Origin of the sequence: Variovorax sp. LjRoot175 (assembly GCF_964253805.1) — a bacterium.
Classification (GTDB): domain Bacteria; phylum Pseudomonadota; class Gammaproteobacteria; order Burkholderiales; family Burkholderiaceae_C; genus Variovorax.
This window is the reverse complement of the sequence record NZ_CAXURY020000001.1, coordinates 5498133-5510172: the sequence shown is the minus strand read 5'-3', so window position 1 is coordinate 5510172 and position 12040 is coordinate 5498133. Positions and strand designations below refer to the sequence as shown.

General features: G+C 68.4%; 13 protein-coding genes. 4 read left to right on the top strand and 9 right to left on the bottom strand.

Annotated elements, in window-relative coordinates:
- Positions 1 to 1581 (top strand): RNA polymerase factor sigma-54, encoded by a 1581-nt coding sequence (locus ACSQ89_RS27325; RefSeq protein WP_093109993.1) that lies wholly within the window; start codon positions 1 to 3, stop codon positions 1579 to 1581.
- Positions 1582 to 1583: 2 nt separating this feature from the next.
- The gene (locus tag ACSQ89_RS27320) at positions 1584 to 3188 is read left to right on the top strand and encodes a phospholipase D family protein (RefSeq protein WP_436292173.1); all 1605 of its coding nucleotides are present in this window, start codon (positions 1584 to 1586) and stop codon (positions 3186 to 3188) included.
- A gap of 6 nt (positions 3189 to 3194) precedes the next feature.
- Here ACSQ89_RS27320 and ACSQ89_RS27315 read toward each other — a convergent pair whose 3' ends face one another.
- Positions 3195 to 3548, bottom strand: coding sequence for a hypothetical protein (locus tag ACSQ89_RS27315; RefSeq protein WP_436292174.1), 354 nt, complete (start codon positions 3546 to 3548; stop codon positions 3195 to 3197).
- Between the two features lie 193 nt (positions 3549 to 3741).
- On the opposite strand from ACSQ89_RS27315, the gene ACSQ89_RS27310 reads away from it, so the two are divergent.
- Positions 3742 to 4785 (top strand): GSU2403 family nucleotidyltransferase fold protein, encoded by a 1044-nt coding sequence (locus tag ACSQ89_RS27310; RefSeq protein ID WP_436296584.1) that lies wholly within the window; start codon positions 3742 to 3744, stop codon positions 4783 to 4785.
- Here the strand turns inward: ACSQ89_RS27310 and ACSQ89_RS27305 are convergent.
- The 7 genes from ACSQ89_RS27305 to ACSQ89_RS27275 all read right to left on the bottom strand — a co-directional run bounded on the left by ACSQ89_RS27305 (position 4766) and on the right by ACSQ89_RS27275 (position 9732).
- The gene (locus tag ACSQ89_RS27305) at positions 4766 to 5392 is read right to left on the bottom strand and encodes a YceI family protein (protein ID WP_436292207.1); all 627 of its coding nucleotides are present in this window, start codon (positions 5390 to 5392) and stop codon (positions 4766 to 4768) included. The genes ACSQ89_RS27310 and ACSQ89_RS27305 overlap by 20 nt on opposite strands.
- Before the next feature lie 49 nt (positions 5393 to 5441).
- A complete protein-coding gene (locus ACSQ89_RS27300) occupies positions 5442 to 6029 on the bottom strand; it encodes a YceI family protein (protein WP_436292176.1) in 588 nt (195 codons plus the stop codon).
- Positions 6026 to 6634, bottom strand: a complete 609-nt coding sequence (locus ACSQ89_RS27295; RefSeq protein WP_436292177.1) for a cytochrome b — start codon at positions 6632 to 6634, stop codon at positions 6026 to 6028. The genes ACSQ89_RS27300 and ACSQ89_RS27295 overlap by 4 nt, the downstream gene beginning before the upstream one ends.
- Positions 6635 to 6662: 28 nt before the next feature.
- Entirely contained in the window at positions 6663 to 6785 is a 123-nt protein-coding gene (locus tag ACSQ89_RS27290) for a hypothetical protein (protein WP_280142663.1), read from the bottom strand.
- Between the two features lie 2 nt (positions 6786 to 6787).
- On the bottom strand, positions 6788 to 7081 hold the full coding sequence (locus tag ACSQ89_RS27285) for a hypothetical protein (RefSeq protein ID WP_436292178.1): 294 nt from the start codon (positions 7079 to 7081) through the stop codon (positions 6788 to 6790).
- Positions 7082 to 7213: 132 nt separating this feature from the next.
- Complete coding sequence (locus tag ACSQ89_RS27280) at positions 7214 to 9073, bottom strand: ATP-binding protein (protein ID WP_436292179.1); 1860 nt, start codon at positions 9071 to 9073, stop codon at positions 7214 to 7216.
- On the bottom strand, positions 9073 to 9732 hold the full coding sequence (locus ACSQ89_RS27275) for a response regulator (protein WP_093110001.1): 660 nt from the start codon (positions 9730 to 9732) through the stop codon (positions 9073 to 9075). The genes ACSQ89_RS27280 and ACSQ89_RS27275 overlap by 1 nt, the downstream gene beginning before the upstream one ends.
- A gap of 105 nt (positions 9733 to 9837) precedes the next feature.
- Here ACSQ89_RS27275 and ACSQ89_RS27270 point away from each other — a divergent pair, with 105 nt between their 5' ends.
- Positions 9838 to 11070 carry a THUMP domain-containing class I SAM-dependent RNA methyltransferase gene (locus tag ACSQ89_RS27270; protein WP_093110002.1) on the top strand — a complete coding sequence of 411 codons (1233 nt, stop codon included), beginning with the start codon at positions 9838 to 9840 and terminating at the stop codon, positions 11068 to 11070.
- 13 nt (positions 11071 to 11083) lie between these two features.
- On the opposite strand, the gene ACSQ89_RS27265 is transcribed toward ACSQ89_RS27270, so the two are convergent.
- Positions 11084 to 12034: an alpha/beta fold hydrolase gene (locus ACSQ89_RS27265; protein ID WP_436296583.1), complete on the bottom strand. Its 951-nt coding sequence runs from the start codon at positions 12032 to 12034 to the stop codon at positions 11084 to 11086.
- Positions 12035 to 12040 lie beyond the last annotated feature (6 nt).

Genomic DNA, 12040 nt, shown 5'->3' with positions numbered 1-12040 from the left:
ATGAAGCAAGGGCTCTCGCTTCGCGTTTCCCAGCACCTGGCGCTCACGCCGCAGCTCCAGCAGTCGATCCGGCTGCTGCAGCTCTCCACGCTCGAATTGAGCCAGGAAGTGGAGCAGATGCTCGACGAGAACCCGTTCCTCGAACGCACGGCCGAAGAGGCGCCGCGCGAGGAGTTCGGTCTCGAGGCGGCCGATGCGCCGGTGCGCGACGAAGACCGCCAGGCCGAGGGCGAGGCTGACTTCGTCCCCGGCCCGGCCGCGGCGCCGGCCGAGGTGGCGGTCGCCGCCAACGGCGATGCCGAAGCGGCTGCGCCCGCCGACAGCGAACCCGACTGGGAGGGCGACGGTACGGTCGACCTCGCGCCCGACGACAGCGAATGGGGCGGCGATGCGCCCGCGCGCGCCAACAACCTCGGCGACGACGAGCGCACCGATGCGACCGAGCTCGCGCGCAGCCAGGAATCGCTGCAGTCCTTCTTGCACCGGCAGGCGCTGTCGCTGCGCCTGGACGAGAACGACTGCGCCGCGCTGCGCTTCCTGATCGAATCGCTCAACGACGACGGCTACCTCGAGGATTCGCTGCCGGCGCTGGCCTCGGGCCTCGCGGGCGACGACAACGACCAGTTCGACGAACTGGTGCATCACTTCCAGGTCGCGCTGGGCCTGCTGCAGAGTTTGGAGCCGGCCGGCGTCGGCGCCCGCAGCCTCGGCGAATGCCTGACCATCCAGCTGCGCCAGCTGGCGAGCGCCAAGGAGAGCGAGGAGGAGGCCCAGGTGCGCAAGACCGCCATCGCGATCTGCAAGCAGCCGATGGAGCTGCTCGCGCGGCGCGACTTCAAGCGCCTGGCCACGCTCACGCGCAGCAACGAAGACGAGGTGCGCGCCGCACTGCAGCTGATCGCCAGGCTCGAGCCCAAGCCGGGGCGCCGCTTCGTCGACGTCGAGCGCAACATCGTCGTGCCCGACGTGATCGTCACGCGCATCGGCCACGGCACCAACGCGAAGTTCCGCGTCATGCTCAATCCCGAGGTCATGCCGCGGCTGCGCGTGCACGACATCTATGCCGGCGCGCTCAAGCAGCACAAGGGCGAGGGCAGCCAGGCGCTGTCGCAGCGGCTGCAGGAAGCGCGCTGGTTCATCAAGAACATCCAGCAGCGCTTCGACACCATCCTCAGGGTCTCCAACGCGATCGTCGAGCGGCAGAAGAGCTACTTCGTGCACGGCGAGCTCGCGATGCGGCCGCTGGTGCTGCGCGAGATCGCCGACGAGCTGGGCCTGCACGAATCCACCATCAGCCGCGTGACCACCGCCAAGTACATGGCCACGCCCTATGGCACCGTCGAGCTCAAGTACTTCTTCGGCTCGGCGCTCGGCACCGAAACCGGCGGCAACGCCTCCAGCACCGCGGTGCGCGCGCTGATCAAGCAGTTCGTGAGCGCCGAGGACGTGAGGAAGCCGCTGTCCGACAGCCAGGTGTCCGAGATGCTCAAGGAGCAGGGCATCGAGTGCGCGCGCCGCACGGTGGCCAAGTACCGCGAGGCACTGCGCATCGCGCCTGCGAACCTGCGCAAGGCACTCTAGCGATGAGTCGCCGTCCGAGTCCGCTCCCAAGCTGGATTCGCCTCGGCCTGGTCTTGATGGCGGTGCTTCTTCTCGCCAGCGGCTGCGCGATGCTGCCGGCCGAATTCGAGCGCACGCCGTCCAAGGCGATGCCCTTGTCCACCGGCACCGTGCTGGGCCGCATCGCCAAGGCCTCGCAGCCGGATGCGGACTTGAGCGGCTTCCGGCTCATGCCCAGCGGCGACTTCGCGCTCAACACGCGGCTCGAGCTCGCGCGCCGCGCCGAGCGCACGCTCGACGTCCAGTACTACCAGATCGACAACGACGAGACCGGCCGCTACCTGCTGCGCACACTGCGCGACGCGGCCCAGCGCGGCGTGCGCGTGCGGCTCCTGATGGACGATCTCTACACCGCGGGCGAGGACGAGCTGCTGCTCGCGCTGGCCGCCACACCCAACCTCGAGCTGCGGCTCTTCAACCCGTTTCCGGCCGGGCGCGGCAGCATGCTCAGGCGCTTCTCGGCCTCGCTCTTCGACTTCAGCCGCGTCAACCGGCGCATGCACAACAAGCTCTTCATCGCCGACGGCGCGATGGCGGTGGCCGGCGGGCGCAACATCGGCAACCCGTACTTCACGCAGACGGCCGGCGCGAACTTCATCGACCTCGACACCTTCGTCGCCGGCGCCCTGATCCCGCGCCTTTCCAGCCTGTTCGACCTGTACTGGAACAGCGAGCACGTGCGGCCGATCGAAACCGTGGTCGCGCCCACGCTCGCGCGGGAGGAACGGCAGCGGCGCTTCGAGGAGCTGACTGCCCCGGCCACCACCCCGGCACCACGTCCGCCGGCGCCCAATGACCTGCTGGGCTACAGCCCGATCGTCGAGAACCTCAACGCCGGCAAGCTCGACCTCATCTGGACCACCGCCGAGGCGTATGCCGATTCGCCCGAGCGCGTGATCGGCAAACAGGTCACTTACGGCGGCGTGCCGCTGCTCGACGTCGACAGCGTGCGCTACAACGTGGTCGAGCAGATGCGGCGCGGGCGTTCCGACGTGACGCTGGTGTCGCCCTACCTGATCCCCGGCAAGGAGGGGCTGGAGGTGCTGCGCGAGATCCGCCGGCGCGGCATGAAGATCAGCGTGGTCACCAACTCGCTGGCCGCCACCGACGAGCCCGTGGTCCACACCGGCTACCGCCGCTACCGGGCCGACATGCTGCGGCTCGGCGCCGAGATCCACGAGCTGAGCTCGGTGCGCACGCGGCGCAGCGTGCGCCTGGGCCTGTTCGGCACGCAGATCGGACGCCTGCACGCCAAGTCGGCCGTGATCGACGGGCGCACGCTCTTCGTCGGCTCGATGAATTTCGACCCGCGCTCGGAAGTGCACAACACCGAGATCGGCCTCTTCATCTTCAGCCGCGAGATGGCGCAGCAGGTGCTGAAGCTGGTCGAGGTGCTCAAGCAGCAGGGCGCCTACAAGGTGCGCTTCGCGCCCGGCACCGAGAAAATGGAATGGGTGAGCGAGGAGGCCGGCGTCGAACAGGTGCTCACCAGCGAGCCCGATGCGGGCTTCTGGGACCACCTGATGCTTGAGCTGCTGGCGCCGCTGGCGCCGGAGAGCCTGCTCTAGACCTCATTAGTAGCGATAACGGTCATGACGGTCATAACGGTCATGACGGTCATGACGGTAGTGATGGCGATCACCGTGCCGGTACTCGTCGCGGTATTCATGGCGGTAGAAGTGCCGCGGCGGCGGGCGGTGGTAGTCATACACGGGAGCCGGACGGTAGTGCCGCGGCGGCGGGTCGTAGTAGACCGGCGCCGGGGCATAGTGGACCGGGCTGGCAATGCCGACGGCGACCCCTGGCACATGGATGCCCACCGACACGGCCAGGTCCCTGGCGCTGGCGGACGTGGCGCCCAGCACGGCTGCGGCGGAGAAGGCGCCGGCGGCGATCCACTTGAAGAAACGGGTGTGCGCGATGTTCATGAAGAAACTCCTGAAGGCATGAAGTGCCGTTGGGGTCATTGCACCTGGCCCGCGTAAAGCAGGACCCGCCTGTTCCGTGAAGCTTGTTGCTGAATGTTGCAGCGCGGACGTACAGCTCAGGATCGGACTTACCACATAAAATGCAGTTTTGTGGGGTAAGAAATCCATGCCTGTCCAGCACGCCCTGTACCGCATGCATGAGCTGGCTTTCCGCACGCAGTACGCCGAGCTCAAGGAACGCACTGCGTCTGCGGGCCGCCTTCTTCAAGGAACGCCCGGGAGCCTTCAGTTGCGCCGGGGGACAGGCTATGCCTACTGGTATCGGGTCTTCTATCCGGCGCCTGGCAAGAAGGCCGAGCAGATCGTCTGCAAAGACGGGGACACCGCGGCACTCGACGAAGTGTCCCGCGAGATCGAGTTCGCCCAATGGACAAGCGCCCAGGTGAGAAATCTCAGGAAGCTCGATTTCCAGGTGGCGGACAAAGGCGTGGCGAGCGTGCTGGTCGAGCTTCACAACGCGGGCATCCTGGGCGCGTGCCTCGCACTGGTCGGAACCTTGGGCTTCATGGCCTGGTTGAACGAACTCGGAGCGATGGCGGTATCGGCCCGCACGCAGGACGTCGACATTGCCGCCCGGCAAAAGCTGAGGCTTGCAGCGCCGGCGTCCTTTCTTGAAGCGATGGAAGCCACCAGGCTTGGTTTTCATCCTGTTCCCGGGATTCCAAGCCAGGCGCCCTCGACTTCCGTGAAGCTCAAGGGCAGGGATGGATTGCGAGTCGACGTTCTGACGCATGGCGAGGAGCTTGGAAAGACCGTTCCCCTGCCGCAGCTGAAATGGCATGCCGAGACCGTGCCCCACTATGACTATCTGCTCGCGGAGCCAAGTCGCGCCGCATCGCTTGCCGGCGGCCATTGCATCCCTTTGACGTTGCCGCAGCCGGAGCGCTTCGTCTGGCAAAAGCTCTACGCGAGCGCCGAGCGCAAGGCCAAGCCCGAGAAAGCCGAAAAGGACCTGCTGCAGGCAGCGACCCTGGGAGCCGTCCTGGCCGAGCAGCAAGACGAGCTTCTGTCCGATTCGTTTCGGGATGCGCCAGCCGCACTCAAGGAAGTGGCGAGAACCCGCCTGCCTGCTTTGCGCAGGGCCTTGAGTGGGCATCCTCAAGCGCTCGAACAGTTCGAGCTCGCCCTCGGACCGGCAGCGAGGAAGCGATCGCGCCCTAGCTCGGCCGGTCCGTGATGTTGACCGCCTCGACCTGCACCAGGAGCCGCACCTTGTTCTCGAAGCCGAAGTTGATGCCCCAGGTGATGCCCCAGTCGCTGCGCTCCACGATGGTCTCGAAGTCGCCGCCGCAGACCTGGCGCTTGATCAGCGGGCTGAGGTAGCAGCCGAAGCGGCTGGCCTTGAGCTTGATGGGCCGCGTCTGGCCCATCAGCGTGAGCGTGCCGTCGACTTCGGCGACCTTGTCGCCGTTGAAATCGATCTTGTCGGCCACGAAGCGGCCGGTCGGAAATTCCGCGACGTTGAAGAAGTCCTTGCTCAGCACGTGGCGGTTGAGCAGGTCGACGCCGGTGTTGATGGAGCCGATGTCCATCGTGATGTCGATCTTGCCGTTCTTGCCCGTGGTATCGATCTTGACCGTGCCGTCCTTGGTGCTGAAGCGGCCGCGGTTGGTGGTGGTGCCGTAGTGGCCCATCTCGTACATCACGAAAGTGTGGGTCGGGTCGACCACGTAGCTGGCGCCCTTGACCGGACCTCCTGCCGGCAAGGCGGCCATTTCCGGTGCCTGCTGTGCGGCGGCGAGGGTCGCTGCGGCCGCGAGCGCAGCGACGGCAATGGACTTCATCATGACGAGCTTTCGAATGGGGCGATGCAAAGAATGAACGAAGGTCAGGTCAAATCGGACGCAGGCCGGCGAGCACGAGCTTGAAGCGCACCTGCACGTCGTCGCCGACCATCGAGGTGTCGGTCCATTCGCCCTCGCCGATCTTGAAGGCGAGGCGCTGGATCGTAAAGCTTCCAGTCGCCACCGACTGCCCCGAGGCTTGCGTGATGGTCACCGGCACCATGACGTACTGCGTGGTGCCCTTGATCGTCAGCTTGCCCGCGACCTCGAAGTGCCCGCTACCGAGGCTCTTGATGGCGCTCGACTGGAAGCTGGCCTTCGGAAATCGCGCGGTGTCGAACCACGGCGCCTTGGGCAGTTCGGCGTCGCTTTGCGGCACGCCGAGGGTGGCGCTGCCCATGTCGATCTGCATAGAGACCGTGCCGCCCTCGGGCTTCTGCGGGTCGAAGGCGATCTGGGCGTCGAACTTCTTGAACGCGCCTTCGACCGGCACGCCCATCTGCTTGGTGACGAAGACGATCTGGCCGTAGCCGGGGACCAGCTTCGCCATCGGTTCTGCGGCGCTCGCCGGCCCCGCCGTCGCGAGCGCCGCAGCGGCGGCCCAGAGTGCCCGCCAGGCGATTGGAAGTCTTGTCATCTTGGGTGTCCCTGGTGCGAAAAAGGCCACATGCGATCGAGCAGGCCGTCGCGGTCGGCGAAGTGATGCTTGAGCGCCGCCGCCGCGTGCAGCAGCACCACGGCGGCCAGCGTGAAGGCGCTGCCTTTGTGCATCGGCTTCAGCACCGCCTCGGCGAAGTCCTTGTCCACCGGCACGAAGTCCGGCAGCGGCACGAGGCCGAACCAGACGATCGGAATGCCCAGTCCCGAGCTGTAGGCCCAGCCGAACAGGGGGACGGCGAAGAACAGCAAATACAGCAGCAGATGCGTGCCGCGGTGCGCGACGAGCTGCCAGCCCGGCATCGCCTCCACGATGCAGGCTGGCAGCGGCGGCGGCGGGTGTGACAGGCGCCACAGCAGGCGCAAGGCCGAAAGCGTCAGGATCGTGATGCCGGCCCACTTGTGCCAGTTGATGAGCTTGAGCCGCATCGGCGAGAAGGGCAGGCCGGCCATGTAGAGGCCGACGCTGAAGGAGGCGACGATCAGCAGCGCGAGCAGCCAGTGCAGCCCCATGGCGACCGCGCCGTAGCGTGGGGCGTCGGCACGATCGTGGGCAAGCGCGGGATGGAGCGGCTCGGCGGGCATGCACAGAGCATATCGCCCCGCAAGCCGCCTATCCGATGCTCCAGCGCGCGATCAGCAGCAGGCCGAGGCCCAGCACCAGCATCAGCACGAAGGGCACCACGAGCCAGGGCGCGTCGTGCTCTTCTTTGTCGGAGGCGAGCTGGTTGTTCATGATCAGAAGGTCGGAACGTGATCGGCCTGTTCGGGCGTGCGGTCGGTCAGCACCTCGCTCGCGGCGGGAACCGAGGGATCGCTGCTGCGATAGGCGGCCGCAGGCGGGGCCTGGCGCTGCGCCGCGGCGCCGCTGGCCTCGGCTTGCCAGTGGCCGAGCAGGGCCAGGCCGACGAGCAGGATGGCGGCCAGGGCCACCGAACCGAGCAGCAGCCGGGGCATGCGGCTTTCTTTCCGGCTTTTTCCGGCGAGCGCCGAGAGCCGGTATCTGGACGCTGCGTGGGATTGGAACTGCATGCGGGGCCTTCCTTCCTTCGGATGACACGCGATGAAGGCGTGTGCATGCAATCTAGGCAGGAAGCCGTGCGCGGAAAATGCCGCCTTCGCGTTCGGGATCCCGCGTTCGCGGGAGGGGCCGCGCGACAGCGCTCAGGCGACCGGCGCCGTCATCGGCAGGCGCAGCACGACGCAGGTGCCGGTCGGACCCGAGCGCACTTCGAGCGCACCGCCGAGCCGCTGGGCCCGCGAGCGCATGTTGCCGAGGCCGTGGCCCTGGCGCCGGGGTTCGCCGACCAGGCCATGGCCGTCGTCTTCGACTTCCATTTCGAGCATGTCGCCGAGCTGGCGCAGCCGCACCTCGACCCGCGTGGCCCGCGCATGCTTGAGCACATTGGTCAGCGCCTCCTGCGCCACGCGCAGCAGCTGCAGCGCGGCGTGCGGCGCCAGGGGCATCGCATCGTCGGGCAGGTCGATGTCCCAGCGCGGGCGTACGCCGGCCGCGATCAGCTGCGCCTCCCAGCGGAACATGAAGTTGCCGAGCGCGGCGCCGAGGTTGTGCTCGTCGGAGGCCAGCGCATCGAGCGCGAGCCGCATGTCGGCGATGCAGCTGCGCAGCGCGGTGGCGATCTGGCCGTCGTCCATGTCGCCGCGCTCCACGCGCGACAGCGAGGTGAAGAGCTGCGAGCCCAGGCCGTCGTGCAGGTCGCGCATGATCAGCTGGCGCTCTTCCGATGCGGCATGCTCGCGCTCCAGTGCGGCCAGCCGCTCGTAGTTGGCCGCCAGCGCTCGCTCGCGGTCGGCGACGCGCGTTTCCAGCGTGCGGTTCAGGTCCTCCAGCGAGTGCAGCGTGCGCAGGAAGCGCGCCGTCAGAAGGGCTGCCATCGCCAGCAGCAGCATGTTCGAGCCGAAATGCAGCAGGTGGATGCGATGCCCGACCCATTCCGGCAGGAAGCGCCCGAGCAGGCGCGGGTCCCAGGTGATCAGGTAGTCGTGCACGCCCACCAGCACCGCAAAGGCCATCACGGCGGACAGTGCCGCAGAGGTCAGGGTGCCGCGGCGGCGCGCATAACCGATCGAGGTCGCGATGATCAGCAGGCCGACCCCCATCATGCCGCCCAGCCAGTAGCGCGCCACGAACGGCTCCGCCGCGAAGCCGCCGAGCGCGAAGCTGAGCGGGCCCAGCAGCCAGTAAGCCACCAGGCCGCGCTCCAGTCCGGGCCGATGGACGCCGGCATAGCGCAACGTGAACACCGCCATCACGATCACGAAGCCGCCCGTGGCGCTGTTGTAGATCACGCGCCACCACTGCCATTGGGCCATGGGCATCGCATCGATCAGGAAGGTCATGGTGCGGGTGGCCCACAGCGCGGCCGCAAGGCCGAAGAGCCCATAGAGCACCTCGCTGCGGCGGCGCCACCAGATGAACACCACGAAGCCGGCGACCAGCACGGAGACGAGCACCGTGAGCTCGGGCACGGTGCGGGTCCAGAACAGGCGCCGGTCGTGCAGCGGCTGGAGCTCGGTTTGCGGCCCGACGGCGACGCGCGGGAAGCGCAGCGGGTAGCCCTTGGGGGCCGCGACGCGGATCGCCAGCTCGTTGCGGTCGGGGCGCAGCAGCGGTGCCGGAAACACCGTCATCTGCGGCCGGTAGGTGCGCGCGTAGACCTGCTCGGTGTTCTCGGGCACGCTCGCGACCAGGGTGCCGTTGAGCCAAAGGTCGCCGCCGTCGTAGAAGTAGGGCACGTAAGCGGCCCACTGCGCCTGCCGGGCCGGATCGTCGGGATAGTCGAAGCCGACGCGGTACCAGGCGGGCGCTTTTGCGCGGTCCGGGCGCGAATACCCGGCGTCGTCGGGCAGCGTCACCGTTTCCCATGCCGCGTCGGCCGGCGGTGGGGTTCTAGTGACGAGCGGCGCCGCAAACACCGAGGCCTGGCGCGGCTCCTGCAATGCCGCATGGGCGATGCCCGCGATGCAGGCCGCCATCAGCACGGCGACCGCGAGCCGGTGCATCACAGCAATCCCATCTGGCTCGCTTCGTAGACCGCTTCGCCGCGCGAGTGGACGGCGAGCTTGCGGTAGATCTTCTTCACGTGCGCGACCACGGTGTGCGGCGAGATGTCGATCAGCTCCCCGATGGTGTCGAAGCTCAGGCCCTTGGCCGTGAGGCGCAGGATCTCGGTCTCGCGTTCGGTCAGGGGCGAGGGCGCTTCGGGCGTGGGCGGCTGCGTCGCGGGCGCCGGCTGGGCGCTGACGCGGAAGCGCGCCAGCACGCGACGCGCGATGCTCGGGCTGATGGGCGAGCCGCCGGCGCGCACTTCGTGGATGCTGGCGGCAATGCGGTCGGCCCCGGCGTCCTTGAGCAGGTAGCCGGTGGCGCCGGCCTCGATCGAGGACAGCACGTGCTGGTCGTCGCCGAACATCGTGACCACCAGCACGTCGCACTGCGGACGATGGCGGGCCGCGTGGCGGATCACCTCGACGCCGTCGATGTCGGGCAGCCCGAGATCGACCAGCATGACGTCGGGCGCTTGCGCGTCCAGCATCGCCAGCGCCGCGCGCCCGGTGGCCACCGCCGCGATGAGCTGCAGGCCGGGGTCCGCCAGCACCGCGTCCGAAAAACGGCGCATGAACTCCGGTTCGTCTTCGACAATCAGCACGCTGGTGGTCATGTGAGCCCTTCGCGACGCGGTCCGGCGATTTTCGCACCGGGGACTTGCATGGCGATAGCGCAAACGCGGTAGGGCCACATGGGATACTGGCCTTCGAATCCCGCCATGAACGACCTCTCCCTTTTCCTGCCCTGCGCCGCTGGCGTCGAAGACTTTCTCGCGCAAGAGGTGCATGCGCTGACCGGCCGCGTCGGCCAGGACCTGCTGACCCTGCGCGGCGGTGTGCGCGTACGTGCCGACTGGCGCGAAGCCATGAAGCTCAACCTGCACAGCCGCCTCGCGCAGCGCGTGCTGATCGAACTGGCCCACGCGCCGTACCGCAACGAGAACGACCTCTACGCCATCGCGAGCGGCGTGGCCTGGGAGATCTGGTTCACGCCCAAACAGACCTTCAAGATCGAGACCACGGCGCAGCACAGCCCGCTCACCAGCCTCAACTTCGCCACGCTGCGTATCAAGGACGCGATCGCCGACCGCTTCCGCGCCAAGGCGAACGGCGTGCGCCCCAGCATCGAGACCCAGTGGCCCGACGCGCGCGTGTTCGCGCACCTGGCCACCGACCAGTGCACGCTCTACATCGACACCTCGGGCGAGCCGCTCTTCAAGCGCGGCTGGCGGCAGGACAAGGGCGATGCGCCGCTGAAGGAAACCCTGGCCGCCGCCATGCTGGCCGCCAGCGGCTGGTGGAACCCGGAAACCGGCGAAGTCGCCGGGGAGCCGCTCTACGACCCCTGCTGCGGCAGCGGCACGATCGCGATCGAGGCGGCGCAGATCGCGCGCGGCATCGCCGCCGGGTCGCTCAGGCGCTTCGGCTTCGAGAAGCTGCTGCCCTTCCAGGCCCACGTGTGGTCGGGGCTCAAGGCCGAGGCGCAGCGTGCCGCGGCACCTGGGGTCGCGATCTTCGGCTCGGACGTGTCGCACCGCATGGTCGACTTCGCCGAGCGCAATGCCGAGCGCGCCGGCGTGGCCGAAGCGGTGCAGTTCAGGGGCGGCGACGCGCTGCAGCGCATGCCGCCGGCCGAGTCGGGCGTGATCGTGCTGAATCCGCCCTACGGCGAGCGCATCGAGGTCGGCGGCGTCGCGGCGGCAGGCGGCGGCAAGGGCGGCGGCCGCGAAGAGGCGCAGACCGAAGACGGCGGCGAGTTCTTCGTGCAGCTCGCCAGCCACTGGAAGAAGAACTACGCCGGCTGGACCGCCTGGGTGCTGACGCCCGACCTCCAGCTGCCCAAGCGCATGCGCCTGAAGGAATCGCGCCGCGTGCCGATGTGGAACGGGCCGATCGAGTGCCGGCTGTTCCGCTTCGACATGGTGGCGGGTTCGGCGCGCAACCGGGTCTGAGGGCGCCCTTCGATCAGGGAGGGTCGGGGTGCAGCAGCGGCCCGGCCGGATGGTTCGAAACCGGCACCGAGAAGAAGCGGGTCAAGGCTTCGGCTGTGGGCCCTGGCGCTTCCTCCGGGAAGAAATGGCCGGCATCGATGGCGTGGCCCTGCACGTCACCGGCCCATGCGCGCCAGAGCGCGAGCGGCCCGCCCGCTTCGGGATACCAGGTGTCGAGCGCTCCCTGCGCGCCCCAGAGCGCGAGCACGGGGCAGTCCATGCGCCGCCTGCCGGCGACGTCGGCCTGGTCGTGCGTGCGATCGAGGCTCGCGGCCGCGCGGTATTCCTCGCAGATGGCATGGACGCGCTCGGGATCCTGCAGCGTCTCCAGATAGGCCGAGCGCACCGCCGGCGGGAACACCTCCGCGGGAGAGCCCCACTCGCCGAGCGCGGCGTCGAGGATGGCCTCGGGTGCCGCGGCCAGCAGACGCTCCGGCAGCGGCTCGGGCTGGGCCAACAGCGACCAGGGCCAGTAGCCGAGCGCGAAGCGGGCATCGGCGCGGGCCCACACCGTTTCCGTCGGCAGGATGTCGAGGACGGCAAGCCGGTCGATGCGGGTCGGATGGTCGAGTGCCATGCGGTAGGCGACACGGCCGCCGCGGTCATGTCCGGCAACCGAGAAGTGCGGGTACCCCAGCCGCTCCATGACGATCGCCATGTCGCGCGCCATGGCGCGCTTCGAGTACGTCGCGTGGTCGGGCGCGGAGGCCGGGCAGCCGCTTCGCCCATAGCCGCGAAGATCGGCGCAGACGACGGTGAAGTTGCGGGCCAGCAACGGCGCCACGCTGCGCCACATCAGGTGTGTCTGCGGAAAACCGTGCAACAGCAGGATCGGCGGGCCGGAGCCGGACCAGCGCGCAAAGATATGGGTTTCGCCCGTCTGGATCTCGGCGGTCTCGAAGTCGTCAATCGCGGCGGGGCCCATGGGGAC

What these genes read in the sequence shown, in the direction of transcription:
- ACSQ89_RS27265 (WP_436296583.1), bottom strand. Translation starts at nt 12,034, where the DNA reads ATGGGCCCCGCCGCGATTGACGACTTCGAGACCGCCGAGATCCAGACG.
- ACSQ89_RS27300 (WP_436292176.1), bottom strand. Translation starts at nt 6,029, where the DNA reads ATGACAAGACTTCCAATCGCCTGGCGGGCACTCTGGGCCGCCGCTGCG.
- ACSQ89_RS27295 (WP_436292177.1), bottom strand. Translation starts at nt 6,634, where the DNA reads ATGCCCGCCGAGCCGCTCCATCCCGCGCTTGCCCACGATCGTGCCGAC.
- ACSQ89_RS27310 (WP_436296584.1), top strand. Translation starts at nt 3,742, where the DNA reads ATGCATGAGCTGGCTTTCCGCACGCAGTACGCCGAGCTCAAGGAACGC.
- ACSQ89_RS27325 (WP_093109993.1), top strand. Translation starts at nt 1, where the DNA reads ATGAAGCAAGGGCTCTCGCTTCGCGTTTCCCAGCACCTGGCGCTCACG.
- ACSQ89_RS27275 (WP_093110001.1), bottom strand. Translation starts at nt 9,732, where the DNA reads ATGACCACCAGCGTGCTGATTGTCGAAGACGAACCGGAGTTCATGCGC.
- ACSQ89_RS27320 (WP_436292173.1), top strand. Translation starts at nt 1,584, where the DNA reads ATGAGTCGCCGTCCGAGTCCGCTCCCAAGCTGGATTCGCCTCGGCCTG.
- ACSQ89_RS27305 (WP_436292207.1), bottom strand. Translation starts at nt 5,392, where the DNA reads ATGAAGTCCATTGCCGTCGCTGCGCTCGCGGCCGCAGCGACCCTCGCC.
- ACSQ89_RS27285 (WP_436292178.1), bottom strand. Translation starts at nt 7,081, where the DNA reads ATGCAGTTCCAATCCCACGCAGCGTCCAGATACCGGCTCTCGGCGCTC.
- ACSQ89_RS27280 (WP_436292179.1), bottom strand. Translation starts at nt 9,073, where the DNA reads ATGCACCGGCTCGCGGTCGCCGTGCTGATGGCGGCCTGCATCGCGGGC.
- ACSQ89_RS27290 (WP_280142663.1), bottom strand. Translation starts at nt 6,785, where the DNA reads ATGAACAACCAGCTCGCCTCCGACAAAGAAGAGCACGACGCGCCCTGG.
- ACSQ89_RS27270 (WP_093110002.1), top strand. Translation starts at nt 9,838, where the DNA reads ATGAACGACCTCTCCCTTTTCCTGCCCTGCGCCGCTGGCGTCGAAGAC.
- ACSQ89_RS27315 (WP_436292174.1), bottom strand. Translation starts at nt 3,548, where the DNA reads ATGAACATCGCGCACACCCGTTTCTTCAAGTGGATCGCCGCCGGCGCC.